Below are 22531 nucleotides of genomic sequence, written 5' to 3' on the forward strand. Positions count from 1 at the left end.
GCGACCGCGGATCCGTCCAGATTGGGCTATCCATGGACAAAACGCCCAGGTCCTGCCGTGGGATTCCGGCTCGACAGCCGATCTGGAAACGCTCTAAGAAGGCTGTGAACCCCGCCACTTAGAGGGTCCGCTCCAGGCGCTGCATTGCAGCGCAGCACGTCAGGTTCCGTGATGGACTACAGCCAGTACTTCAGTGCCGCCCTCGGTCGTCTGCATGATGAGCGTCGCTACCGGGTTTTCGCCGATCTCGAACGCATCGCCGGCCGGTTCCCGCACGCGACCTGGCATTCCCCGAACGGTCCGCGCAATGTCGTGATCTGGTGCTCCAACGACTATCTCGGCATGGGCCAGCACCCGAAGGTGGTCGGCGCCATGGTCGAGACCGCGACCCGCGTCGGCACCGGCGCCGGCGGCACCCGCAACATCGCTGGCACCCATCATCCGCTGGTGCAGCTCGAAGCCGAGCTCGCCGACCTGCACGGCAAGGAAGCGGCGCTGCTGTTCACCTCCGGCTACGTCTCCAACCAGACCGGCATCGCCACGCTCGCCAAGCTGATCCCGGACTGCCTGATCCTGTCGGATGCGCTCAACCACAATTCGATGATCGAGGGCGTGCGGCAATCCGGCTGCGAGCGCCAGATCTGGCGCCACAACGATCTCGCCCATCTCGAGCAGCTCCTGATCGCAGCAGGCCCGAACCGGCCGAAGCTGATCGCCTGCGAGAGCCTGTATTCGATGGACGGCGACGTCGCGCCGCTGGCGGCGATCTGCGATCTCGCCGAGCGCTACAAGGCCATGACCTATGTCGACGAGGTGCACGCGGTCGGCATGTACGGCCCGCGCGGCGGCGGCATTGCCGAGCGCGACGGCGTCATGCACCGCATCGACATTCTCGAAGGCACGCTGGCCAAGGCGTTCGGCTGCCTCGGCGGCTATATCGCAGCCAAGGGCGAGATCATCGACGCGGTGCGCTCCTACGCGCCGGGCTTCATCTTCACGACAGCGCTGCCGCCGCCGATCTGCTCGGCCGCGACCGCCGCGATCAAGCATCTGAAATCGTCGAGCTGGGAGCGCGAGCGCCACCAGGACCGCGCCGCGCGCGTCAAAGCGATCCTCAACGCCGCCGGCCTGCCGGTGATGGACAACGACACCCACATCGTGCCGCTGTTCGTCGGCGACCCCGAGAAGTGCAAGCAGGCCTCCGACCTGCTGCTGGAAGAGCACGGCATCTACATCCAGCCAATCAACTACCCGACCGTCGCCAAGGGCACCGAGCGCCTCCGCATCACCCCCTCGCCCTACCACGACGACGGCCTGATCGACCGCCTCGCGGAGGCCCTGCTGCAGGTGTGGGAACGGCTGGGTCTGGCGCTGCACAAGAAGCCGCTGGCGGCGGAGTAACTTTTCAGCTTGCCTTGGTGAGGCCGCACAGGTCCACGCGACGACGGTGCGCTCCCCTCCCCCTTGCGGGGAGGGGTCGGGGGTGGGGGTCCACGAGTCCCGCTGCCCATGAGAGCCGAGGCTCTTCACGCGACCAATCCAGCTGCTCAGTCGAGATTTGGACAGCGCACGCCAACTAGCTTCAGCACCCGGAGACCCCCACCCCCAACCCCTCCCCGCAAGGGGGAGGGGAGCCGACTGACCTCGCCGTGAGAGATCGACTCCCACAGGCTGTGCTCGTCCAACACCATCCCTGCAGCCGAGGCGTCACCTTAACGACGCCGCCTCATTCCCACGTTCCCTGCCACATCCCTATCGCCCCACTTCCCCCAAAGCGCTAAGCTCGCGGCCCAATTCATACGTTGGAGCAATCGAGGAGTTGGCGTAACCGCATGCTGCACGACTGGGGCGTGATCGCAGCCGCGTTCGGCTACATCGGGTTCCTGTTCCTGGTCGCCAGCCGCGGCAACCGGGCCGGCGGGCGGCGGCCATCGCGGCTGTCGGGCCTGATCTACCCGCTGTCGCTGGCGATCTACTGCACCTCCTGGACATTCTTCGGCTCGGTCGGCTTCGCCTCGCGCAATAGCGTCGACTTCCTCGCGATCTATCTCGGCCCAATCCTGATGGTGGGCGCCTGCACGCCGCTGCTGCGCCGGGTCATCCATCTCGCCAAGTCGCAGAACATCACCTCGGTGGCCGACCTGATCGGCGCGCGCTACGGCAAGAGCCAGGCGGTGGCGGCGACCGTGGCGCTGATCGCGATCATCGGCTCGGTGCCCTACATCGCACTGCAGCTCAAGGCGGTGGCGTCGTCGCTCGAAACCATCATGATCGACGACCGCGCCTTCGCGCACATCCCGATCGTCGGCGACATGGCGCTGATGGTGACCTTGGCGATGGCGATGTTCGCGGTGCTGTTCGGCACCCGCCAGACCGACGCCACCGAGCACCAGCACGGCCTGATGCTGGCGGTGGCGACCGAGTCGATCATCAAGCTGGTCGCCTTCATCGCCGCGGGCGCCTTCGTCACCTTCGTGATGTTCTCGCCGGTCGAGCTGATCGAACGGGCGATGAAATCGCCCGAGGCCGAGCGCGCGCTGGAATATGTGCCGGGGATCGGCAGCTTCCTGACCATGACGCTGCTGTCGTTCTGCGCCGCGATGCTGCTGCCGCGCCAGTTCCATGTCAGCGTGGTCGAGAACGCCGACGATGCAGAGGTGTCGCGCGCGCGCTGGCTGTTTCCGCTCTATCTGGTCGCGATCAACCTGTTCGTGATCCCGATCGCGCTCGCCGGCCTCGTCACCTTCCCGTTCGGCGCGGTCGACAGCGACATGTATGTGCTGGCGCTGCCGATCGAGGCCAACTCGCAATGGCTGTCGATCATCGTCTTCGTCGGCGGCCTGTCGGCAGCGACCGCGATGGTGATCGTCGAATGCGTCGCGCTGTCGATCATGGTCTGCAACGACATCGTGGTGCCGCTGGTGCTGCAACGGCAAGAGCAGCGCGAGATCGGCCGCGACTTCGCGGCTTTCCTGCTCGGCACCCGTCGCATCGCGATCTTCGCCATCATGGTGATGGCCTATTTCTACTATCGCGCGCTCGGCAACACCCAGCTCGCCGCGATCGGCCTGCTGTCGTTCGCGGCGATCGCGCAGCTCGCGCCGAGCTTCTTCGGCGGCCTGTTCTGGCGGCGCGCCACCGCGCGCGGCGCGATGGGCGGCATGCTGGTCGGCTTCGCCGTCTGGCTCTACACGCTGTTCATCCCGAGCTTTCTCGACACCTCTACGTCCGGCATCCTCTTCCTTCAGCATGGCCCGTTCGGGCTCGAGGCGCTCAGGCCGCAGGCGCTGCTCGGCACCGATCTGCCGCCGTTGCTGCATGGCGTGCTGTGGAGCCTGTCGCTCAATCTCCTGACCTACATCGTGCTGTCGCTGGCGCGGCAGCCGTCGTCGATCGAGCTGCTGCAGGCCGATCTGTTCGTGCCGGCAGAGCTGACGCCGAGCGCGCCGAGCTTCCGCCGCTGGCGCTCGACCGTGACCGTGCAGGACATCCAGAGCACCGTCGGGCAATATCTCGGCCCCGACCGCGCCCGCGCCTCGTTCGAAGCCTTCGCCGCCCAGCGCGGCATCCCGCTCGATCCGGCCGCGCCGGCCGACTTCGAGCTGTTGCGCCACGCCGAGCACCTGATCGCCTCCTCGATCGGCGCAGCGTCGTCGCGCCTCGTGATGTCGCTGTTGCTGCGCAAGCGCACGGTGTCGGCCAAGGCCGCGCTGAAGCTGCTCGACGATTCCCACGCCGCGCTGCATTTCAACCGCGAGATCCTGCAGACCGCGCTGAACCATGTACGCCAGGGCATCGCGGTGTTCGATGCCGATTTGCAGCTGATCTGCTCCAACGGCCAGTTCGTCGAGCTGCTCGGCCTGCCGCCGCATCTGGTGCAGATCGGCAGCCCGTTGCGCGAGATCCTCGAATTCATCGGTACGATCGGCGCGCCCAGCGAGGAGGACAGCGAGCTGCTGCTGGCGCGCCGGCTCGCCGCCTACACCACCGAGGGCCAGTCCTATCTCGAGCGGCTCCCCGATCGCCACATGGTGATCGAGGTGCGCTCCAACCGCATGCCGGATGGCGGCATCGTCATCACCTTCACCGACGTGACGCCGTCGTTCGAGGCGGCTGAGGCGCTGGAGCGCGCCAATGCCACGCTGGAAAAGCGCGTGCGCGACCGCACCGAGGAATTGACCCGGCTGAACTCCGAGCTCGCGGTCGCCAAGAGCGCGGCCGAGGATGCCAACATTTCCAAAACGCGCTTCCTCGCAGCGGCCAGCCACGACATCCTGCAGCCGCTCAACGCGGCGCGGCTCTATGTCACGAGCCTGGTCGAACGCCAGACCGCGGGCGAGGATTCGCGCCTCGTGGAGAACATCGATGACTCGCTGGAGGCGATCGAGGAGATCCTCGGCGCGCTGCTCGATATCTCCCGGCTCGATGCCGGCGCGATGACACCGTCGGTGTCGAGCTTCAAGATGGCCGACCTGATGCGCTCGCTGGAGATCGAGTTCGCGCCGGCCGCGCGCGCCAAGGGGCTCGATCTCGTCTTCGTGCCGTGCTCGCTGCCCGTCGAATCCGACCGCCTGCTGCTGCGCCGGCTGCTGCAGAACTTCATCTCCAACGCCATCAAGTACACGCCGCAGGGCCGCGTGCTGGTCGGCTGCCGCCGCCGCGGCACGTCGCTGCAGATCGGCGTCTACGACACCGGCGTCGGCATTCCCCCGGTCAAGCGCGGCGAGATCTTCAAGGAATTCCACCGCCTCGAACAGGGCGCGCGTATCGCCCGCGGCCTCGGCCTCGGCCTCTCCATCGTCGAGCGCATCGCGCGCGTGCTCGACCACGGCATTGCACTGGACTCGCAGCCCGGCCGCGGCTCGGTGTTTTCGATCACTGTGCCGATCGCCAAGGCGATCAACCACACCGCCGCCGTCACCAGCGCCACGCCGCTGGCGACGACGCCGATCGCGGGCGCGCTGATCGTCTGCATCGAGAACGATCCCGCCATCCTCGACGGCATGAAGACGCTGCTGACGGCGTGGGACGCCGAGGTCATCGCCGTCTCAGATCCGGAATCCGCCGAAGAGGCGATCGCGGCGCGTAACGGCGCCGTCACCGGTCTCCTGGTCGACTATCACCTCGACCGCGGCAACGGCATCGCCGCCATCCGCGACATCCGCCGCCGCTTCAACGAGGCGCTGCCCGCCATCCTGATCACCGCCGACCGCAGCCCCCACGTCCGCGCCGCCGCCCGCGACGACAACATCGCCGTCCTCAACAAGCCACTGAAGCCGGCCTCGCTGCGCGCGTTGCTCGGGCAGTGGCGGATCCAGCAAATGGTGGCGGCGGAGTAGGATCAGGATCCAACCTCGCCGTCGCGCTTGCCCGCCAGTTCCCGCGGCGAGTGTCCCGACATCCGGCTGAACACGCGCGAAAACGCCGCGGCGCTGTCGTAGCCCACCTGAGCGGCGACGCTCTTCACGGGCTTGCCCTTGGCCAGCAGCTGCCGCGCCAGTGTCATGCGCCAGGCCGTCAGATAGTCGATCGGCGTGCGGCCGACGCGCATCCGGAACAATTCGGCGAAGCGTGTGCGCGACATGCCGGCAAGGTCGGCGAGATCCTCCAGCGTCCACGGCTTGGTCGGCGCATCATGGATCGCGGTCAGTGCCTTGGCGAGGCGCGGATCGGCGAGTCCGGCGAGCACGCCACTCTCGACGCCGCCGTGGGCCACGACGTCGCGCACGATCAGGATCAGCAGATAGTCGAACAACCGGTCCAGCGCCGCCTGCCGACCGCCGCCGTCGGCGAAGCCTTCGGCCATGAGCAGGTCGCAGACCGGCGCGAGCGTCGGATGCCCGGCGAGCGGCATCACCACGAGCTCGGGCAGGCCCTCGCCGATCGGATTGCCCTCGGCGCCGCCGAGCTCGACGGTTGCGCAGACGAGGTCGGCGCCACGCTCGGGATCGACGACGAAGCGGTGCGTCCGCCCGCGCGGGAAGAACAGCAGCGTCGGCTCGTGCAGGGCGAGGTGGGCAGCGCCCGGCTGGGTCAGCGTCAGGACGCCGCCCTTGAACAGGTGGAGATGGCCGACCTCGGGGAAATCCACGCTGTTGCAGAGGTTGCCGGCGAAGAAGGTCCGGGCCCGTGGCGTGACGTGGGCGAACAGCGCGGCAAACGGATCCATGGGACGATCTGCAATGTTTCTGGCACCTGACGTCACCCATAGTCCGGCATAGAGGGGGCGTGCAACCCACTTCCCTCAGAAAAGGATCTCCTCCATGCCCCGTATCGCTGTTGTCGATACCGCCCGCGCCGATGCCGGCGTCCTCGCCACCCTCGCTGCCGTCAAGGCCAAGATCGGCATGACGCCGAACCTGTTCTCGACCTTCGCTCAGTCCCCCGCCGCGCTGAACGGCTATGTCGCCTTCTCGGATGCGCTCGCCAAAGGCGCGCTCAGCGCCAGGCAGCGCGAGATCGTGGCCCTCACGGTCGCGCAGGCCAATGGCTGCGAGTACTGCCTCGCGGCACACTCGCTGATGGGCAAGGGCGCGGGCCTCACTCCGGACGGCCTGCGCAAGGCGCGCCAGGGCACGGCTGACGACGCCACCGACGCCGCCATCGCCCGCTTCGCGCGCCGCGTTCTCGAAGCCAAGGGACAGGTGGCGGACGCCGATATCACGGCCGCCCGCTCCGCGGGTCTCGACGAGGGCCGCCTGATCGAGATCATCGCCAACGTCGCGATCAACGTCCTCACCAACTACACCAACAACGTGGCGCAGACCGTCATCGACTTCCCGAAGGTCGATCTCGCCTTGCAGCCGGCCTGACGACGACACGCAGGTCGCCCGCCGGGGACTCTCCCAACCCGGCGGGCGGCACGCCGCGAACCCTGCCCCCTAACTCACTCTCCACTCGCTCATCCGCTCCACCAGATAGTCCACGAACACCCGCACCCGTGCCGGCGTGTTGGCTCCGCCGACGAAGACGGCGTGGAAGACCTCCCGGTCGCCGGGATTGTAGGCCTCGAGCAGCCGCACCAGCCGCCCGTCAGCGATGGCGTTGCCGAGACTGAAATCGCCGACGCGGGCGACGCCGACGCCATCGAGCGCGAGCTCGGTCAGCGTGTCGCCGCTGTTGGCTTCGATGGCGCCGCGCAGCTTCAGCGCATAGTCGACGCCGTCGCGCCGGAACGGCCACACCGGCTCGGCGCGGCGGAAGCTGAAGTTCAGGCAGTTGTGGTTGTGCAGGTCCTCGGGCGTCTCCGGCATGCCCCAGCGCGCGAGATAGTCGGGCGAGGCGACGATGCTGCGGCCGTTGTCGCCGAGCCGGCGCGCGGTGAGCGCGCTGTCGGCGAGCGGGCCGCCGCGGATTGCCACGTCCGCCTGCCCCGCCGCCACGTCGACGAGCTGGTCGCCGAGATTGATGTCGACCAGGATGTTCGGATAGCGCCGCGCGAATTCTCCGAGCAGCGGCACGATGCAGAGACGGCCGTGCGAGAGCGCGGCGCTGACCCGGATGCGGCCGCGCGGCGCGCCCTGGTCGGCGATCGCCTGCTCGGCCTCGTCGAGATCGGCGAGGATGCGGCGGGCGGCGGCGAGATAGGATTGCCCCTCGGCCGTCAACGTGAGCGCGCGCGTGCTCCGGAGCAGCAGCCGCGCGCCGAGCCTGATCTCGATGCGGTCGAGCGTGCGGCTGACGGCTGAGGGCGTCAGCCCAAGACCGCGCCCCGCCGCCGAGAAGCTGCCGCTGTCGGCGACGGCACAGAACACTTCGAGATCCCGGGCGCGGTCTGCGCCGGCCAACATCATCTTTGCGCGCAGATCAAAAATCCTTCGCTTCACTATCCTCTAATACCGTGATCCGCCCCGGTCTAGTTTTGCGTGCATCGACAACTCAGAGGAGACCGCCATGTCCCTGCCCCGCCTGCTGCGACAGACCGCCCTCGCCGCGACCGCGCTGACCGCGCTCGCCAGCGCCGCGCTCGCCGGCGCCACCGAGGCGCCGGGCAACTTTCCGACCAGCTTCCGCACCCAGGAGGTCCCGACCAACGGCACGACGATCCATGTCCGGGTCGGCGGCTCCGGACCGGCCGTCGTGCTGCTGCACGGCTATGGCGACACCGGCGACATGTGGGTGCCGCTGGCCGCCAGGCTGGCCGCGAACCACACCGTGATCGTGCCCGATTTGCGCGGGCTCGGCCTGTCCGCTCGCGCCGACAAGGGCTTTGAGAAGGCCAACCAGGCCGAGGACATCACCGGCGTGATGGACGCGCTCGGCGCCCGCACCGCCGACGTCGTCGCGCACGACATCGGCAACATGGTCGCCTATGCGCTGGCGGCCCGGCACTCCGACCGCATCACCAAGCTGGTGCTGATGGATGCGCCGGTGCCGGGCATCGGCCCGTGGGAGGAGATCCTGAAGAACCCGCTGCTGTGGCACTTCCGCTTCGGCGGCCCGGACATGGAGCGCCTGGTCGAAGGCCGCGAGCGCATCTATCTCGACCGCTTCTGGAACGAGTTCTCGGCCAACCCGAAGAATTTCCCGGAAGCCGCGCGGGTCCACTACGCGCAGCTCTACGCCGGCCCGGGGCGGATGCATGCGGGCTTCAGCCAGTTCGCCGCGTTCGACCAGGACGCGATCGACAACCGCGCCTGGCTCGACGCGCATGGCAAGCTGCCGATGCCGGTGCTGGCCGTCGGAGGCGCGTCATCCTTCGGCGCTACAATGGCGACAGTGGCGCGCGCCGGCGCAACCAACGTGCAGGGGCAGGTCATCGACGGTTCCGGCCACTGGCTGATGGAGGAGCAGCCGGCTGCGACGGTCGCGGCGATCGATGCCTTCCTCAACTCACCGCCGGCCGCCGCGCCGTCGCCGCGCTGATACCAAGGGCAGCGGATGGCCGGTCCGGAGTTCAGCGCACGGAACAAAGCAGCCGAGGGCCGCGTTCGGGCTTTCGGGCGCCGTGGAACGGCGTCCTGAGATTCAGCCTGGGAGAACACCGACATGGACAAGAAGACAGCCGCACTGCTCGGAGCCGCAGCCGCGGCGATCACCGCCGGTGGCGCACAGGCCAATACATTGCCAGGCGCGAACGCGTCCGTCATCCCGCAGGCATCGTCCTACGCGGAGTTGCTCGCGCCACTTCCCAATGCTCTGGCATTGCTGCAGGCCGACGACGCCGCACGCGCCCAGACAAAGACGAACGAGGCCAGGGCGGACGAGGTCAAGCTGGCGGAAACCGTGATCATCCGCAGAGGCCGCCGGCACTACCACGATCACCATCATCATCACCACCACCGCACGGTCATCGGCATTCCCGGCGTCGGCGGCGTCAGCATCGGACGGGGTCACCATCATCACCATCATCATCATCACGGCTACTACGATCGCTGAGGATAGATGCAGGCGTCGTTCGTAGCTTGATCCGCTGCAGGCGCGGCGAGATCGAGCAGGCGGCGCCGCTTGGACCGCTCGCCGGCGGCGATCCCGATCGCTGCCGGGCGCACGTTTGTCCCATGCTCATCGGCGACCGATTACCTGGTCGCGTACTGCTCCAGGATGCGCACGATCTGCAGCCGCTGCTCCTTGGCGGCGGGCGACCCTGATCCGCTCTTTCCCGTGTTCATGCCGGCCAATTGCATCGGCGTCGATCCTCTCTTGTTGGGCAGACGCGGATCGGCGCCAGCCTTGATCAAGGCCATCACCGCGTTCGCACAACGATTGCGTACGGCGCGGTGAAGCGGCGCGACGCCGCTGTTGTCGAGCGCGTTCGGGTCCGCACCGGCGCGCACCAGCGCGGCGATGATCTTCACCTGCGCCTCGGGATTCCAGGCTGGTGAACCCGGCCCGCCATCGGCAGCGTAGTGCAGCGGTTGCGCACCGCGCCTGTTGCGGGCATGGACGTCGGCTCCCCGCGAGATCAGTTCGCTGATGATCCGGGACTGCTGGGCCGCTGCGGCCATGTGCACGGCAGAGTCGCCCGCGTAGATATAGTGCCCGATACAATCGAAGAAATTCGCCCGTGCCCCCTGCCGTGACGCACCTCGCATGCAGCACTCCGTCGCGAGCTGAGGATGAGCATCGAGCAGGTCGACAGCCCGTGCGATGTCTCCAGCGACGACGATCTCCACGAACGATCTGAAGTCGGCTCTATTGTCGGCAGCCTTCATGAGGTGGCCTCCACGTTCCCGCCATGCTGCTCAGCCTTTGCAACATCTCCCGCGGACAGGCGCAGCGGATCTGACTGTCATCGGCAACGACCAAGATTTCAGTTCCGCCAAGTGCCTCATTTCGCCAGCGATCGCAGCCGCTCGAGTCGCCCGCGCACCTCTGTCCCGGCGAGATTCAAAATGGGTCCGGCGGATCCCGTCACGAAGGTGACGTAGGAAACTTGATCCTGAAAGAAGAAGATGTAGTCGGCACCCGCCAGCAGCGGCAACGTGCAATTGCCGTATCCCAACGGCAGGCTCCTGACCTTCGCATCGGCGGGCGGCTGTCCCTTGATCACCTCGACGGTGGTGATCGAAGCTTCAAGGATCTGCGGATACACTTTCTTGACGTCGTCTGGTGCGGCGATCTCTGCGACAGACGTCACATGCGCGACAAACACCGAAGTCGCCTTTGCGAACAACTGCTCCTCGGACGGCGGGCCGTTCAGGGAAGAGCATGCGGCCGCCGGCGAGATCTGCGCGATCGCAATGGCGGCCAATGGGAAAGCCAAACGCATGCGCAGGAGTCCTGACATCGTGCTCGGCCATCCCTTCTCGCGCAACGAGTAATCCACATCCAATCAGCAAGCCGCCGCCCGCATTCACATCCTATCAGTGGGCAACGGGCCGGTCCAACACAGCTCGCGGACGACAATCAGCAGGCCAGCAGAGTCGTGGTGCATCGCCCGCGCCAGATATCGCCCTGGCCGCAACGCGACAGTCAGATGGTTGCTCCGCCGATCCTCACCCCAATCGGCCGCATCGATCAGCCACATCACACCCGACACACCGGTCTCGAATTCGAGCCGCTCCGCCTCAGGGCCGTCGAGATCGGCGCGCAGTTGCGACGTCTGCAGAGCAGGACCGATCAGTCGCTCGTCGTCGACGCCGAGCCACTGCACCAGGAAACCCCGATCGTCCCGGTCGTCGGCGTACCAGGCGACGTCGCCGGCATCACCGGACAACACGACGGCGACACCCTGCCCGCAGCTGATCGCCCCGAGCCAGTTCGTCACCCGGCAGGCGCGCGCATAGTCGCTCTGGTCAGCCGGATCGTCGTGATCGCTCCATCCCTCGATGCCGCGCCAATCTGACAGCAGCTCGGCAGGGATCAGCAGGTGGGGACCGCCGGTGGTTTCGACCCAGGTTCTGGTTCTCGTCATGCGGTGGAGGCTAGCAGATCGCCGTCTCGCTTGACATCGCAGCCACCCAACGCTCGTACTCTCGTAAGCATCGTCGTCTAGCGCGCTGCGGCGACGATCCCCAAGGCCGTGGCCGGGTTCATGGCGTCCACCATGGCCGTCGGCATCAGAATCGTCGCGCCGCGTTCCTTGGTGGTTTCGTAGATGATGTTCATGGCGCGCAACTGCAGCGCCGCCGGACTGCGGGCATAGGTGTCCGCGGCCTCGACGAACTTCTGCGCGACCTCCTGCTCGGCTTGACCAAGCAGCACGCGAGCAAGTCGCTCGCGCTCGGCCTGCGCCTGGCGGCTCATCGCATCCTGCAGCGCCGGGGGCACGCCGATGTCGCGGATCTCTACCGACAAGACTGAAACACCCCAATCCGCCGTCTTGCGGCCGATCTCCTCGCGCAGCAACTGATCGCCCTGCTTGCGCTCGGACAGCAGGGTCGAGAGCAGAGACGAGCCGACCATCTCGCGCAGCGAGGTCTGCGCCACGCGCGTGATCGCCTGGCGGTAGTCGATGATCTCGAGTGCGACGCGTTCCGGATCATGGATCTGCCAGAACACCACGGCGTCGATGTTGACCGGAACGGTGTCCTTGCTCAACGCCTGCTCGGCATTGATCTCGGTGGTCTGGATGCGCTGGTCGAGCCACACCGCGACCTGGTCGACGAACGGCACGATGACGAACAGGCCAGGGCCGCGAACGCCGACGAGGCGGCCGAGCCGGAGCACGATGGCCCGCTCCCACTGGTCGGCGATCATGACGGCTTGCGGGATGAGAAAGGCGACGAGCACCAGCACCGCGGCAGCCACATACGGCACGGCCGAACCGGTGTCACGGCCGGACCAGGCGATCAAGCCGGCCAGTGCCAGCGTGAGCACGGCGAGCACCAGCGCAGGCTGGTTCGTGCCTTTTCCCGAGAGATAGCTAGTCATTGGACGCCTCCTTGTTGACGAGCGCGATCATTCGTTCCGCCACCGCGACCGGATCGACGCCGGCGGCGGCGGCCGTCGCCAGCATCTGCTTGGCAAGGCTATCGACCTGCTGGGCCAGCGCCCGCGCATTCGGAGGCCGCGGCGGCTGCGCGACAAAACTGCCGCGCCCTCTGACGAGCGTGATCGCGCCGATCCGCTCCAACTCGTCATAGGCGTGCCGGACCGTGTTGAGATCGACCTTCAGGGCCACCGCCATCTCGCGCATCGTCGGCATCCGGTCGCCAGGACGCAGAAGCCCCGCGCCGAGGCTCCGCAGCATCTGGTCGCGAAGCTGGACGTAGATCGGAATGCCGGAACTCTCCAGCCGCAGCGATTTCATTAGCTCTGTATGCATTATCTAGTACAATATACTTTACCTACAGAACGTCAATGGCTGTTTTGAAATCCACTGCGACCGTATCCGTGCCGCCAGCACAAGCCGGACTGCGGTGGCACCTGCCGTGATGACCGAATGGCGCAGCAAATCTCGCCCCCGCGCTTCGGAATTCCGGCACATTGCCTATTTCTTTTTCCCAGAAATCATGCTACCCCTTGAGTCGTCCCGTGCCCGCCATGAGGGGCGCTTCGCGATCGTCACGAACGTGGGGTGCGGGATGCGGTGGGCGCGTCGGGTCGCAGCGGGCTTTGGCTCGCGGACGAACGATCCGGCGCGCACGGTCAAGCCGTGTGGTCCTGGCATCCCGGTGCTGATGCCAAGTCGGTGACGACGATGTTGCTGACGACGGGGGCAAGAACGCCGGTCCCCGGGGAGAGCACGGAGCAGCCGTCAAAACCATCGCGCAGGGAGGGCCGGGTGTATCAGGCCAGACCTGTGGTGACTGCCGCCTGCTTTTTTTCTGCAGGCGGGCCACGGGCGCGGCCAGCGCCCGGCCTTCCCTGCGCCCTCATTCTTCAAGAGGGCGGATGATCAGCAAAGCTCGGACGCCGATGGCGCCGCGAGGCTGAGAAGGTGTGTCGCGATGGATCGACCAAATGACGTGGATTTCCCGCTCAGCGCCGGTCTTGTGCTCTCGCGCCGAAGATCGCGCTCCTCACCCTGAGGAGCCTGCCGAAGGCGGGCGTCTCGAAGGGCGAGGCCCCAGCTCGGGCCTCATGGTTCGAGACGCGCCGCGAGCCCTCAGATTGCGCAATAGTGAGCTGACTGGCGCGGCGCTCCTCACCATCAGGATCTGGCACCGAGACCGGAGCTGCACATTGGCCATGCGCAGCGTGCTCATAAGAAAATCAGCCCTTCACTTCCCCGTCGGCACGTCCTGCCGCCAGGCGCTGCCCGCGATCTTTGCCGCGGCGATCACGGCCTGGGTCCGGCTCTCGACGCCGAGCTTTTGCAGGATGGCCGAGACATGCGCCTTGATGGTCGCCTCGGAGACGCCGAGCTCGTAGGCGATCTGCTTGTTGAGCAGGCCCTGCGACAGCATCATCAACACGCGCACCTGCTGCGGCGTGAGCGTGACCAGGCGGTCGCGCAGCTTGGTCATTTCCGGATCGGCGCCGGCGGCGAGATCGGTGTCGGCCGGCACCCACACCTCGCCGTCCATGACCTTTTTAATGGCGTCGCGCAGGGTATCGACGCCGAACCGCTTCGGGATGAAGCCGGAGGCGCCGAAATCGAGCGAGCGGCGGATCGTCGCGCCGTCGTCGCTGGCCGACACGATCACCACCGGAATCGCCGGGTATTGCGCGCGCAGATAGATCAGCCCGGAAAAGCCGGAGATGCCGGGCATGGTGAGGTCGAGCAGGACGAGATCGACCTCGGAATCCTTTTCCAGGAGCGCGGTGAGGTCCTCGAACGAACCGGCCTCGTCGACCACGGCCTCCGCGAGCACGCTGGCGACCGCCTGCCGCAACGCGTTGCGGAACAGCGGGTGATCATCGGCGATGACGAGATGGGTGGTGGCAGCCGCCATGAATCCTGACTTGAATCCTGACTTGAAAACAGACTTGACCTTGCAACACCGGCGACGCGCACGTCGCTCGGACTTCCGAAAATACTCGCCCGGCGGCTGGTTGCATGCAAGCGTGCAATTCCGCTTGCAGGCCGAGCGGTTAATCCGCGCCTTGTGCGACGCAGCATCGATAGCGCACCGATCGGCCCGCGAACTTGATCCGCCGCAATGTCCCCACCTTTCCCGCGCGCGCTGGCCGGCAGGGCCGAAAGTCGTATTGGGGCGAGTTTCACTGCAATGTTACTGAAGACCCAAGGCCTCCGCGACGACAGCCGTCCAAGTCCGGCATGCGGAGACGAAGCCATCATCACAACGATCTTGGGGAGCGAATGCCAATGTCAACAATGGTCGCCACGCAAGCGAGATCGGGAGGCATGACGAAGGACGAACGCTTCGTCATTCTGGCCTCCTCTCTCGGCACCGTCTTCGAGTGGTACGACTTCTACCTGTACGGGTCCCTGGCCTCGATCATCGGCGCGCAGTTCTTCTCCGCCTATCCGCCGGCCACCCGCGACATCTTCGCCCTGCTCGCCTTCGCCGCCGGCTTCCTGGTTCGCCCGTTCGGCGCCATCGTGTTCGGCCGCATCGGCGACATCGTCGGCCGCAAATACACCTTCCTGGTCACGATCCTGATCATGGGTCTGTCGACCTTCATCGTCGGCCTGCTGCCGAGCGCCGAGACGATCGGCTTCGCAGCGCCGGTGATCCTGATCTCGCTGCGCCTGCTGCAGGGCCTTGCGCTCGGCGGCGAGTATGGCGGTGCCGCGACCTACGTCGCCGAGCACGCGCCGAACGGCAAGCGCGGCTACTACACCTCCTTCATCCAGACCACCGCGACGCTCGGCCTGTTCCTGTCGCTGCTCGTGATCCTGTTCACCCGCACCATCATCGGCGAGGCCGACTTCGCCAAGTGGGGCTGGCGCGTTCCGTTCCTGGTCTCGGTGCTGCTGCTCGGCGTCTCGCTCTGGATCCGCCTGCGCCTCAACGAATCGCCGGTCTTCCAGAAGATGAAGGAAGAGGGCAAGAGCTCGAAGGCGCCGCTGACGGAAGCGTTCGGCAACTGGAGCAACGCCAAGATCGTGCTGCTCGCCCTGATCGGCGGCACCATGGGCCAGGGCGTGGTCTGGTACACCGGCCAGTTCTACGCGCTGTTCTTCCTGCAATCGATCCTGAAGGTCGACGGCTACACCGCCAACCTCCTGATCGCCTGGTCGCTGCTGCTCGGCACCGGCTTCTTCGTGGTCTTCGGCGTGCTGTCCGACAAGATCGGCCGCAAGCCGATCATCATGGGCGGCTGCCTGATCGCGGCGCTGACCTTCTTCCCGATCTTCAAGATGATCACCAGCAACGCCAACCCGGCGTTGGAGAAGGCGATCGAGACGGTGAAGGTGGAAGTGGTGGCCGATCCCGCCGGCTGCGGCGACCTGTTCAACCCGGTCGGCACCCGCGTCTTCACCCAGCCCTGCGACACCGCCCGCGCCTACCTGTCCGGGCAGTCGGTGAAGTACTCGACGACCTCGGGTCCGGCCGGGTCCGGCGTGAAGGTGACGGTCAACGGCCAGGACGTGCCCTATGCCGACGCCAAGGCCGGTAACCCCGCGGTCCTCGCCGCCGTCCAGGCCGCCGGCTATCCGAAGGCGGGCGACGCCGGGATCGTAAAGATGGCGCATCCGTTCGACGTCTTCCGTCCGCAGGTCGCCGCGATCGTCGGCCTGCTGTTCATCCTGGTGATCTTCGTCACCATGGTGTACGGCCCGATCGCCGCGATGCTGGTCGAACTGTTCCCGACCAAGATCCGCTACACCTCGATGTCGCTGCCCTACCATATCGGCAACGGCTGGTTCGGCGGCCTGCTGCCGGCGACCGCGTTCGCGATCGTGGCCTCGACCGGCGATATCTACGCCGGCCTGTGGTACCCGATCACGTTCGCCGTGATCACGGCGATCGTCGGCTTCATCTTCCTGCCGGAGACGAAGGACGTGAACATCCAGGACCATTGAGGCCCTGATCACGATGCGAGCGGCGCCCCCGCTCGCATCCCCTTCAAACGAACGGCCGCGGATCGCTCCGCGGCCGTTCGGCGTTTCAAGCCAAGGATTTTCTTCTTTATGGCGTCAGACCGCGCCGATGAACTGCACCACCACCTCGCGCCGATGCGGTCGCGCGCGATGCTCGATCAGGTAGATCGCCTGCCAGGTCCCGAGCAGCATGCGGCCGTTCTGCACCGGCACCTGCAGCGAGACCGCGCTCAGCATGGTCTTGATGTGGGCCGGCATGTCATCGGGCCCCTCGGTGTCGTGCACCCAGCCGGCGTTCTCGGGCGCCAGCCGCGCCAGTGCCGTGGTGAGATCGCGCAGCACCGTGGGGTCGGCGTTTTCCTGGATCGTCAGCGACGCCGAGGTGTGTCGGATGAACACGGTCACGACACCTTCCCGCGCCGCGACCTCGCGCAGGAACGCCTCGACGTCGCGCGTGAGGTCGGTGAAGCCGCGGCCCGGCGTCCGGACGGTGAGCGTGGCGGTCACCACCGTGCTGACGGTCACCGCCGTGGGCGCGCTGCGCGACGTCGATGTTGCGGCCATGCCGTCGGCCTCCTGCGCCCGGTCTCAGATCTTGCCCGAGACGTCCTTCTGCACCCGGCTCGCCATGTCGAGCAGCCGGCGCCAGGCCTGCTCGAGGAAGCCCATCATGCGATCCATGTCCTGGTCGCTCGGCAGCGGAATCTCCAGCTTGCGCGCGCCGTCAGCAGATTTCGAATCAGGCTTCGAGTCGAGCCTGGGCTCGGACTTCTTCAACTGATCGGCCTTCGGCAGCGCCTGGTCCTTCGGCAGCGGCTCATCGATCTTGCCGGAGATGCTTTGGTCGCGCGAGGCGAGTTGGGCCTTGAGCTTCTCGTTCTCCGCCTGCAGCCGGCCAATCTCGGCGTCCAGGGCGGCGCGCTCATCGGGGACGGCGTAGCACGCCCAGCCGGAACCGGAGTTGTTGTTGCAGGTCGCGACCGCACCGGTCCTGCTATCGAGCCGGACCACGCCATCCGGCGTCGTCGACATCGTGTAGCGGCCCTTCTCGCCCTCGGGCGCGGTGTCCTCGATCGCCAACGCCTCGCCGCCGAGACAGCTCAACGCCAGGAGCGCGACCAGGGGCTGCCGGTATGGCTTCGTGAGACTCATGGCTCGCTCTCCAGGACGCTTTCACGACGGCCGTCATGCACGCCCACATTGTGTCGGTGCCATGGCGTTCCCTGTGGTGCGGTGAGTTGCCACGGCGCGCACCTATGGTTCGCACGTATAGGCGGATCGGCCGGATTTCAACGCATCGGCCAGCAACTCGAGCCGGTCCTGGCCCCAGAAGATTTCGCCATCCAGCACATAGGCCGGCGAGCCGAACACGTCGGCAGCGATCGCATCCTGCCGGTTCTGCTCATAGGCCGCCCCCACGGCATCGGCGGCCGCGCGCGTCACGAGGTCGCGGCCCGGCAATCCCGCCGCATCCGCCAGGCCAGCGATCACCTCGGCATCTCCGAGATTCAGCTGCTGCTCCCAGATCGCCGGGAATGCCCGCGCGAGGTACGGCTCCGGATCATGCCCCGCCTGCAGCGCCGCAATGACGACGCCGTCGGCGAGCCGGGCATTGAACGGCCAGTTCTTCGGCTGGATATGGAAATCGAGCCCGCGTCGATCGCGCCAGCGCTTCAGCTCGACGATGCGATAGCGCTGCCGCGCCGGATGGCGCTTGGCGAGCGGCAGCCCGCCGGTCTCGGCGAACAGGTCGAGCAGCATCACGGGCTTGAGGTTAACGGCGGCGCCGTGGCTCGCGGCAACGTCGCGAAACAGCCGGTGGCCGATATAGGCCCATGGCGATTGCAGGGAGAAGTAATAGTCGATCTGGCGCGGCATGCGGGTTCCCGTACTGTCTCAAGGTACCGACGGCATCGGATCAGACGGCTTTGGCCGGTGCAAGATCGCAACTGCACACAACGCTGTTGATGCGGCGCAGTGACAGCCGCGACCGATCTGACGAAAAAGCCGAGAAAACGAGTAGAATCAGGCATCTAACAGTTCAACACGCAATCTTGACTTGGGTGGATGCGGTCAGTATGGTCCGCGCGGCTTTAAAGGGCGATGGGGCGCTATTTCCTGCAACTCGCAGCATCGGGTCGGGTCTCCACACGTGGCGATGGCACATGGCGGATGACACGAACGACAGCGGCGGACACGGAGATCGCGACAAGTCGCCCGATGAGGTTGCGCTTTCCGCAAGGCTCGGAAGTCTCGACCAACGGTTGTCCGAATTTCGCGACGGCCGAAAGATCGGGGCTGATCAACCTGGAAACGGCAGCGGTGACACTGCAGCCCGGGCTTCGGCCATGGCGCGTGGACTGCGACTGTCATCCGAGTTGATCGCCGGTGTCCTCGTCGGCGCGGTGCTTGGCTGGGGCTTCGACCGCTTGCTGTCGACATCGCCCTTTGGATTTATCGTGTTTTTCCTGCTCGGCTTTGCCGCCGGCGTGTTGAACGTGGTGAGATCTGCAGGCATAGCTCCCGACAGGCCCCGCCAGTGAGACCTGCGTCAAAGACCGCAACGCTGAAGGCCAGCGAGTGAATTGCAAAGCGCCGGCGTGGCCGGTGAACAACTGAGACGCCACGCGGATGATCGATCCGATCCACCAATTCCACCTCAACAAGATCTTCACGATCGGCCACATCGGCAATCAGGAGATCGCCTTCACCAACTCGTCCGCGTACATGCTGCTCGCGGTCGTTCTCATCACCGTCATGATGATGGCCGCCGGGCGCGCGCTCGTGCCGGGCCGCTTCCAGTCGGTGGTGGAGCTGTCCTACGAATTCGTGGCCAACACCATCAGAACGAGCGCCGGTTCGCACGGCATGACGTTCTTCCCGCTGGTGTTCTCGCTGTTCATGTTCATCTTCGTCTCGAACATCGTCGGCATCATCCCCTACACCTTCACCATCGCCAGCCACATCATCGTCACCTTCTCGCTGGCGCTGCTGGTGTTCCTGACGGTCATCATCTACGGCTTCTACAAGAACGGCCTGAAGTTCTTTAAGCTGTTCGTACCGTCCGGCATCCCCGCGGTGATCCTGCCGCTGGTGGTCGTGATCGAAATCATCTCCTTCTTCTCCCGCCCGATCTCCCACAGCGTCCGTCTGTTCGCCAACATGCTGGCCGGCCACGTCACGCTGAAGGTGTTCGCGAGCTTCGTGACCATGCTTGGCGCGCTCGGCTTCGTCGGCAAGGTCGGCGCGCTGCTGCCGCTCGGTCTTACGGTCGCCCTGACCGGCCTCGAGCTGATGGTCGCGTTCCTCCAGGCCTACGTCTTCACGATCCTCACCTGCATCTATCTCAACGATGCTATCCATCCGGGCCACTGATCCGGCCCTCTCTACCAAACCTCTCAAAGGAGTTCGTCATGGATCCGGTTGCAGCGAAGTACATTGGCGCGGGCATTGCCTGCATCGGCATGGGTGGCGCGGGTGCCGGCATCGGCATCATCTTCGGCAACTACCTGTCGGCCGCTCTGCGCAATCCGTCGGCCGCCCAGGGCCAGTTCGGTAACCTGATTTTCGGCTTCGCGGTGACCGAAGCGCTCGGCATCTTCTCGCTGCTGATCGCCCTGCTCCTGCTGTACGCCGTCTAAGACGGCCTGAGCCGGACAGGAGAAGCCCGTGGCTGAAAGTCATGGCGAAGCCAAGGGCGGCGAGGCCAAGGGCACCGCAAGCGCCCATACGGAGGCCGATGGCGGGCATGGTTTCCCTCCCTTCTCGAAGGAAACTTTTCCCTCCCAGATCGTCTCGCTGGTGATCGCCTTCGTGGCGCTGTACGTGATCGTCTCGCGTGTGGCGCTGCCGAAGGTCGGGGCCGTCATCGACGCCCGCCAGAAGTCGATCGACGGCGACCTGGCCGACGCGCAGCGGCTGAAGGATGAATCCGAAGCCGCGATGAAGGCGTATGAGACCGAGCTGGCGACGGCCCGTTCCCGCGCCCAGGCGATCGGTGCCGAGACCCGCGAGAAGCTCGCGGCCACCTCAGAGACCGAGCGCAAGGCGCTGGAAGACAGCCTCGCGGCCAAGCTCGCGGCGGCCGAGACCTCCATCGCCACCACGCGCGCGACCGCAATGAGCAATGTCCGCGGCATCGCCGCTGACGCAGCCTCTGCGATCGTGCAGCAGCTCACCGGCAAGGCCCCCGCGGCCAAGACGGTCGAGGCTGCGGTCGATGCATCGTTGAAGGGAACAGCCTGATGCATTTGCTCGCTGATCCGGAAACCTGGGTTGCGATTGCTTTCGTGATCCTGATGGGCCTGTTCGCCTATCTCGGTGTCCACCGCATGGTTCTGACGGCGCTCGATCATCGCGGCGAGCGCATCAGGAACGAGCTGGCGGAGGCCAAGCGGCTCAAGGACGAGGCGGCCAAGGTGCTCGCCGAATACAAGACCCGCCGCGCCAGCGCCGAGCGTGAGGCCGAGGAGATCGTCACCAGCGCCAAGGCGGAAGCCGAGCGCATCGCGGCGGAAGCCAAGGCCAAGATGGAAGACTTCGTCGCCCGTCGCACCAAGGCCGCCGAGAGCAAGATCGCCATGGCCGAAGCCCAGGCGCTGTCCGACGTCAGGGCCGCCGCGGCGGACGCCGCCGTCCAGGCCGCCGCGACCGTGCTGTCGCAGTCGGTCAAGGGCGGTCTCGGCGAAGACCTGGTCGCCAAGGGCATCGCTGAAGTCGGCCGCAAGCTGAACTGAGCGGCCCTCCGTCATCGACCAACCATCTTCAAAAGGCCGGTGCGCTTCGCTCGCACCGGCCTTTTGCTTTGAAGCTCCGTCCCCTCACTTCTTCGCCTTCTTGGCGCGCGGCCGCTCCGGGCCCAGGGCCTGCGGATCGAAGCCGATGTAGAAGACGTAATTGTCGGCATTGGCGCCCGGCGGGGGCACCGGATAGACCATGTCCTCGGCCACGATCGTGAACGGAACGCTGCCCTCCTCGGTCATCTGCACCGTGGTGCGATAGGATTTGGTCGCGATCACCTTCTCGCCGATGCCGCCCTGAACCACGGCGATGCGCATCGGAATGTCGACGCTGGCCGGCGCGCCCGCAGGGCCGACGACGACCCGCCCCTGAATGCCGACCTTGGCGACGATCTCGGCGCCATTCAGATTGCATTCCCGCGCCGTCCTGGTGATCGAGGCCTGAAACCGCACGTCGTTGCCGACCGCCTGCTTGCCCGGGGTGGCCACGGCATAGGTCGAGGCTCCCGCCCGGATGTTGACCGGCGGGCAGGTCAGGCCTTCCGTCGGATCGACCGGCGGCCCGCCATTGGCGGGCAGGTTCTGCTGCCCCTTGTCATCGGAGCCGCCCCCGAACAGGTTCTTGAAGCGGTCGGTCAGGGATTGAGCCGCCGCAGGCGGAGCCGCTCCGGCCACACTCATGGCCACCAGCACGGCCGCCAACGTTCCAACCCTGATCACGCTCGTCTGTCGCATCGTCTGATATCCCCGGCAACTCGGTCGTCCAGCCTCGGCGTCTATACCCATTTCCGAGCCCGGAACCAGTCCCGATCGGCCTCTCCCGCCCCCGGCCCGATCACGAATCCTAACCCCGGAAGTCCTCATGCAGCAGGCCGTAGAGGTAGTGGTCCTGCCAGACCCCGTTGATGCAGAGGTAGCGGCGCGCCAGCCCTTCGCGGGTGAAGCCGCACTTCTCCAGAACCCGGATCGACGGCGTGTTGGTCGGGATGCAGGCCGCCTCGACCCGGTGCAGATTGAGCTCGCCGAACAGCGTCGGCAGCAGCAGCCGCAGTGCTGCGGTCATGTAGCCATGATGCGCGTGCGGCTGGCCCATCCAGTAGCCGATGGTGCCGGCCTGGACGATGCCACGGCGGACATTGGCCAGCGTGATGCCGCCGAGCATTGCGCCATCCGATTCGCGGAACACGATGAACGGATAGGAACGATCGGCCGAGATGTCCTCGGCGTAGCGGCGCAGGCGGCGGCGGAAGCCGGAGCGGGTCAGGTCGTCGGACGGCCAGATCGGCTCCCAAGGCGTCAGATAATCCCGGCTGATCTCGCGCAGCCGCGCCCATTGCGCATAGTCCGCCATCTGCGGCGCGCGCAGCATGAGGCCGTGGCCGCGTGGAGCGAGCGCCGCCGGACCGTTGGATGGTAAGCGAAACAGGGCCATCGGTGATGCTCCCCCTGCTCT

The 22531-nt window shown here is 66.4% G+C and carries 24 protein-coding genes; 11 read left to right on the forward strand and 13 right to left on the reverse strand.

Annotated elements, in window-relative coordinates; translation table 11 throughout:
- Positions 1–171 precede the first annotated feature (171 nt).
- Both hemA and ACQR1I_RS18345 read left to right on the forward strand, forming a co-directional pair.
- On the forward strand, positions 172–1401 hold the full coding sequence (gene hemA, locus ACQR1I_RS18340) for a 5-aminolevulinate synthase (protein ID WP_434865961.1): 1230 nt from the start codon (positions 172–174) through the stop codon (positions 1399–1401).
- 431 nt (positions 1402–1832) lie between these two features.
- Positions 1833–5339, forward strand: a complete 3507-nt coding sequence (locus ACQR1I_RS18345) for a PAS domain-containing hybrid sensor histidine kinase/response regulator (RefSeq protein WP_434865962.1) — start codon at positions 1833–1835, stop codon at positions 5337–5339.
- A 2-nt stretch (positions 5340–5341) separates the two neighbouring features.
- On the opposite strand, the gene ACQR1I_RS18350 is transcribed toward ACQR1I_RS18345, so the two are convergent.
- Positions 5342–6169 carry an AraC family transcriptional regulator gene (locus tag ACQR1I_RS18350; RefSeq protein ID WP_434865963.1) on the reverse strand — a complete coding sequence of 276 codons (828 nt, stop codon included), beginning with the start codon at positions 6167–6169 and terminating at the stop codon, positions 5342–5344.
- Positions 6170–6263: 94 nt separating this feature from the next.
- Between ACQR1I_RS18350 and ACQR1I_RS18355 the strand changes: the two genes are divergently transcribed.
- Positions 6264–6812, forward strand: coding sequence for a carboxymuconolactone decarboxylase family protein (locus ACQR1I_RS18355; RefSeq protein WP_434865964.1), 549 nt, complete (start codon positions 6264–6266; stop codon positions 6810–6812).
- A 69-nt stretch (positions 6813–6881) separates the two neighbouring features.
- On the opposite strand, the gene ACQR1I_RS18360 is transcribed toward ACQR1I_RS18355, so the two are convergent.
- Positions 6882–7793: a LysR family transcriptional regulator gene (locus ACQR1I_RS18360; RefSeq protein WP_434865965.1), complete on the reverse strand. Its 912-nt coding sequence runs from the start codon at positions 7791–7793 to the stop codon at positions 6882–6884.
- 100 nt (positions 7794–7893) lie between these two features.
- On the opposite strand from ACQR1I_RS18360, the gene ACQR1I_RS18365 reads away from it, so the two are divergent.
- Together ACQR1I_RS18365 and ACQR1I_RS18370 are read left to right on the forward strand one after the other, a co-directional pair.
- On the forward strand, positions 7894–8865 hold the full coding sequence (locus ACQR1I_RS18365; RefSeq protein ID WP_434865966.1) for an alpha/beta fold hydrolase: 972 nt from the start codon (positions 7894–7896) through the stop codon (positions 8863–8865).
- A gap of 123 nt (positions 8866–8988) precedes the next feature.
- Positions 8989–9378 (forward strand): hypothetical protein, encoded by a 390-nt coding sequence (locus tag ACQR1I_RS18370; protein ID WP_434865967.1) that lies wholly within the window; start codon positions 8989–8991, stop codon positions 9376–9378.
- 140 nt (positions 9379–9518) lie between these two features.
- On the opposite strand, the gene ACQR1I_RS18375 is transcribed toward ACQR1I_RS18370, so the two are convergent.
- From ACQR1I_RS18375 to ACQR1I_RS18400, 6 genes are all read right to left on the reverse strand, one after another.
- Positions 9519–10154: an ankyrin repeat domain-containing protein gene (locus ACQR1I_RS18375; RefSeq protein ID WP_434865968.1), complete on the reverse strand. Its 636-nt coding sequence runs from the start codon at positions 10152–10154 to the stop codon at positions 9519–9521.
- Between the two features lie 116 nt (positions 10155–10270).
- Positions 10271–10711, reverse strand: a complete 441-nt coding sequence (locus ACQR1I_RS18380; RefSeq protein ID WP_434865969.1) for a hypothetical protein — start codon at positions 10709–10711, stop codon at positions 10271–10273.
- Positions 10712–10795: 84 nt separating this feature from the next.
- A complete protein-coding gene (locus tag ACQR1I_RS18385) occupies positions 10796–11356 on the reverse strand; it encodes an Imm21 family immunity protein (RefSeq protein ID WP_434865970.1) in 561 nt (186 codons plus the stop codon).
- 77 nt (positions 11357–11433) lie between these two features.
- Positions 11434–12315 carry a slipin family protein gene (locus tag ACQR1I_RS18390; protein WP_434865971.1) on the reverse strand — a complete coding sequence of 294 codons (882 nt, stop codon included), beginning with the start codon at positions 12313–12315 and terminating at the stop codon, positions 11434–11436.
- Positions 12308–12694, reverse strand: a complete 387-nt coding sequence (locus ACQR1I_RS18395; RefSeq protein WP_434865972.1) for a GntR family transcriptional regulator — start codon at positions 12692–12694, stop codon at positions 12308–12310. Before ACQR1I_RS18395 ends, ACQR1I_RS18390 begins: the two co-directional genes overlap by 8 nt.
- Positions 12695–13607: 913 nt before the next feature.
- Positions 13608–14282, reverse strand: coding sequence for a response regulator (locus ACQR1I_RS18400; RefSeq protein WP_434865973.1), 675 nt, complete (start codon positions 14280–14282; stop codon positions 13608–13610).
- Between the two features lie 413 nt (positions 14283–14695).
- Between ACQR1I_RS18400 and ACQR1I_RS18405 the strand changes: the two genes are divergently transcribed.
- Entirely contained in the window at positions 14696–16321 is a 1626-nt protein-coding gene (locus ACQR1I_RS18405) for an MFS transporter (protein ID WP_434865974.1), read from the forward strand.
- Between the two features lie 114 nt (positions 16322–16435).
- On the opposite strand, the gene ACQR1I_RS18410 is transcribed toward ACQR1I_RS18405, so the two are convergent.
- The 3 genes from ACQR1I_RS18410 to ACQR1I_RS18420 all read right to left on the reverse strand — a co-directional run bounded on the left by ACQR1I_RS18410 (position 16436) and on the right by ACQR1I_RS18420 (position 18217).
- Positions 16436–16903, reverse strand: coding sequence for a secondary thiamine-phosphate synthase enzyme YjbQ (locus ACQR1I_RS18410; protein WP_434865975.1), 468 nt, complete (start codon positions 16901–16903; stop codon positions 16436–16438).
- Between the two features lie 24 nt (positions 16904–16927).
- Entirely contained in the window at positions 16928–17491 is a 564-nt protein-coding gene (locus ACQR1I_RS18415) for a hypothetical protein (RefSeq protein WP_434865976.1), read from the reverse strand.
- Positions 17492–17593: 102 nt separating this feature from the next.
- Complete coding sequence (locus tag ACQR1I_RS18420; RefSeq protein WP_434865977.1) at positions 17594–18217, reverse strand: 2-hydroxychromene-2-carboxylate isomerase; 624 nt, start codon at positions 18215–18217, stop codon at positions 17594–17596.
- 287 nt (positions 18218–18504) lie between these two features.
- Between ACQR1I_RS18420 and ACQR1I_RS18425 the strand changes: the two genes are divergently transcribed.
- The 5 genes from ACQR1I_RS18425 to ACQR1I_RS18445 all read left to right on the forward strand — a co-directional run bounded on the left by ACQR1I_RS18425 (position 18505) and on the right by ACQR1I_RS18445 (position 21075).
- Complete coding sequence (locus ACQR1I_RS18425) at positions 18505–18882, forward strand: AtpZ/AtpI family protein (RefSeq protein ID WP_434865978.1); 378 nt, start codon at positions 18505–18507, stop codon at positions 18880–18882.
- 88 nt (positions 18883–18970) lie between these two features.
- On the forward strand, positions 18971–19714 hold the full coding sequence (locus tag ACQR1I_RS18430; protein ID WP_434865979.1) for a F0F1 ATP synthase subunit A: 744 nt from the start codon (positions 18971–18973) through the stop codon (positions 19712–19714).
- 38 nt (positions 19715–19752) lie between these two features.
- A complete protein-coding gene (locus tag ACQR1I_RS18435; protein ID WP_006615622.1) occupies positions 19753–19980 on the forward strand; it encodes a F0F1 ATP synthase subunit C in 228 nt (75 codons plus the stop codon).
- A 28-nt stretch (positions 19981–20008) separates the two neighbouring features.
- Entirely contained in the window at positions 20009–20584 is a 576-nt protein-coding gene (locus ACQR1I_RS18440) for a F0F1 ATP synthase subunit B family protein (protein ID WP_434865980.1), read from the forward strand.
- Entirely contained in the window at positions 20584–21075 is a 492-nt protein-coding gene (locus ACQR1I_RS18445) for a F0F1 ATP synthase subunit B family protein (RefSeq protein WP_434865981.1), read from the forward strand. The genes ACQR1I_RS18440 and ACQR1I_RS18445 overlap by 1 nt, the downstream gene beginning before the upstream one ends.
- 84 nt (positions 21076–21159) lie before the next feature.
- Here ACQR1I_RS18445 and ACQR1I_RS18450 read toward each other — a convergent pair whose 3' ends face one another.
- Both ACQR1I_RS18450 and ACQR1I_RS18455 read right to left on the reverse strand, forming a co-directional pair.
- Positions 21160–21780 (reverse strand): hypothetical protein, encoded by a 621-nt coding sequence (locus tag ACQR1I_RS18450; RefSeq protein ID WP_434866615.1) that lies wholly within the window; start codon positions 21778–21780, stop codon positions 21160–21162.
- Between the two features lie 142 nt (positions 21781–21922).
- A complete protein-coding gene (locus ACQR1I_RS18455) occupies positions 21923–22510 on the reverse strand; it encodes a GNAT family N-acetyltransferase (RefSeq protein ID WP_434865982.1) in 588 nt (195 codons plus the stop codon).
- Positions 22511–22531: the final 21 nt, after the last annotated feature.

The sequence above is a fragment of the Bradyrhizobium sp. HKCCYLS2038 genome (assembly GCF_051167655.1).
Taxonomy (GTDB): Bacteria; Pseudomonadota; Alphaproteobacteria; order Rhizobiales; family Xanthobacteraceae; genus Bradyrhizobium.

Bases quoted from the DNA above. Each gene is read 5' to 3' on its own strand.
- ACQR1I_RS18385 (WP_434865970.1), bottom strand. From the start codon at position 11,356: ATGACGAGAACCAGAACCTGGGTCGAAACCACCGGCGGTCCCCACCTG.
- ACQR1I_RS18380 (WP_434865969.1), bottom strand. From the start codon at position 10,711: ATGCGTTTGGCTTTCCCATTGGCCGCCATTGCGATCGCGCAGATCTCG.
- ACQR1I_RS18395 (WP_434865972.1), bottom strand. From the start codon at position 12,694: ATGAAATCGCTGCGGCTGGAGAGTTCCGGCATTCCGATCTACGTCCAG.
- ACQR1I_RS18405 (WP_434865974.1), top strand. From the start codon at position 14,696: ATGACGAAGGACGAACGCTTCGTCATTCTGGCCTCCTCTCTCGGCACC.
- ACQR1I_RS18370 (WP_434865967.1), top strand. From the start codon at position 8,989: ATGGACAAGAAGACAGCCGCACTGCTCGGAGCCGCAGCCGCGGCGATC.
- ACQR1I_RS18390 (WP_434865971.1), bottom strand. From the start codon at position 12,315: ATGACTAGCTATCTCTCGGGAAAAGGCACGAACCAGCCTGCGCTGGTG.
- ACQR1I_RS18345 (WP_434865962.1), top strand. From the start codon at position 1,833: ATGCTGCACGACTGGGGCGTGATCGCAGCCGCGTTCGGCTACATCGGG.
- hemA (WP_434865961.1), top strand. From the start codon at position 172: ATGGACTACAGCCAGTACTTCAGTGCCGCCCTCGGTCGTCTGCATGAT.
- ACQR1I_RS18435 (WP_006615622.1), top strand. From the start codon at position 19,753: ATGGATCCGGTTGCAGCGAAGTACATTGGCGCGGGCATTGCCTGCATC.
- ACQR1I_RS18430 (WP_434865979.1), top strand. From the start codon at position 18,971: ATGATCGATCCGATCCACCAATTCCACCTCAACAAGATCTTCACGATC.
- ACQR1I_RS18350 (WP_434865963.1), bottom strand. From the start codon at position 6,169: ATGGATCCGTTTGCCGCGCTGTTCGCCCACGTCACGCCACGGGCCCGG.
- ACQR1I_RS18410 (WP_434865975.1), bottom strand. From the start codon at position 16,903: ATGGCCGCAACATCGACGTCGCGCAGCGCGCCCACGGCGGTGACCGTC.
- ACQR1I_RS18355 (WP_434865964.1), top strand. From the start codon at position 6,264: ATGCCCCGTATCGCTGTTGTCGATACCGCCCGCGCCGATGCCGGCGTC.
- ACQR1I_RS18360 (WP_434865965.1), bottom strand. From the start codon at position 7,793: ATGATGTTGGCCGGCGCAGACCGCGCCCGGGATCTCGAAGTGTTCTGT.
- ACQR1I_RS18415 (WP_434865976.1), bottom strand. From the start codon at position 17,491: ATGAGTCTCACGAAGCCATACCGGCAGCCCCTGGTCGCGCTCCTGGCG.
- ACQR1I_RS18375 (WP_434865968.1), bottom strand. From the start codon at position 10,154: ATGAAGGCTGCCGACAATAGAGCCGACTTCAGATCGTTCGTGGAGATC.
- ACQR1I_RS18400 (WP_434865973.1), bottom strand. From the start codon at position 14,282: ATGGCGGCTGCCACCACCCATCTCGTCATCGCCGATGATCACCCGCTG.
- ACQR1I_RS18455 (WP_434865982.1), bottom strand. From the start codon at position 22,510: ATGGCCCTGTTTCGCTTACCATCCAACGGTCCGGCGGCGCTCGCTCCA.
- ACQR1I_RS18445 (WP_434865981.1), top strand. From the start codon at position 20,584: ATGCATTTGCTCGCTGATCCGGAAACCTGGGTTGCGATTGCTTTCGTG.
- ACQR1I_RS18420 (WP_434865977.1), bottom strand. From the start codon at position 18,217: ATGCCGCGCCAGATCGACTATTACTTCTCCCTGCAATCGCCATGGGCC.
- ACQR1I_RS18365 (WP_434865966.1), top strand. From the start codon at position 7,894: ATGTCCCTGCCCCGCCTGCTGCGACAGACCGCCCTCGCCGCGACCGCG.
- ACQR1I_RS18425 (WP_434865978.1), top strand. From the start codon at position 18,505: ATGGCGGATGACACGAACGACAGCGGCGGACACGGAGATCGCGACAAG.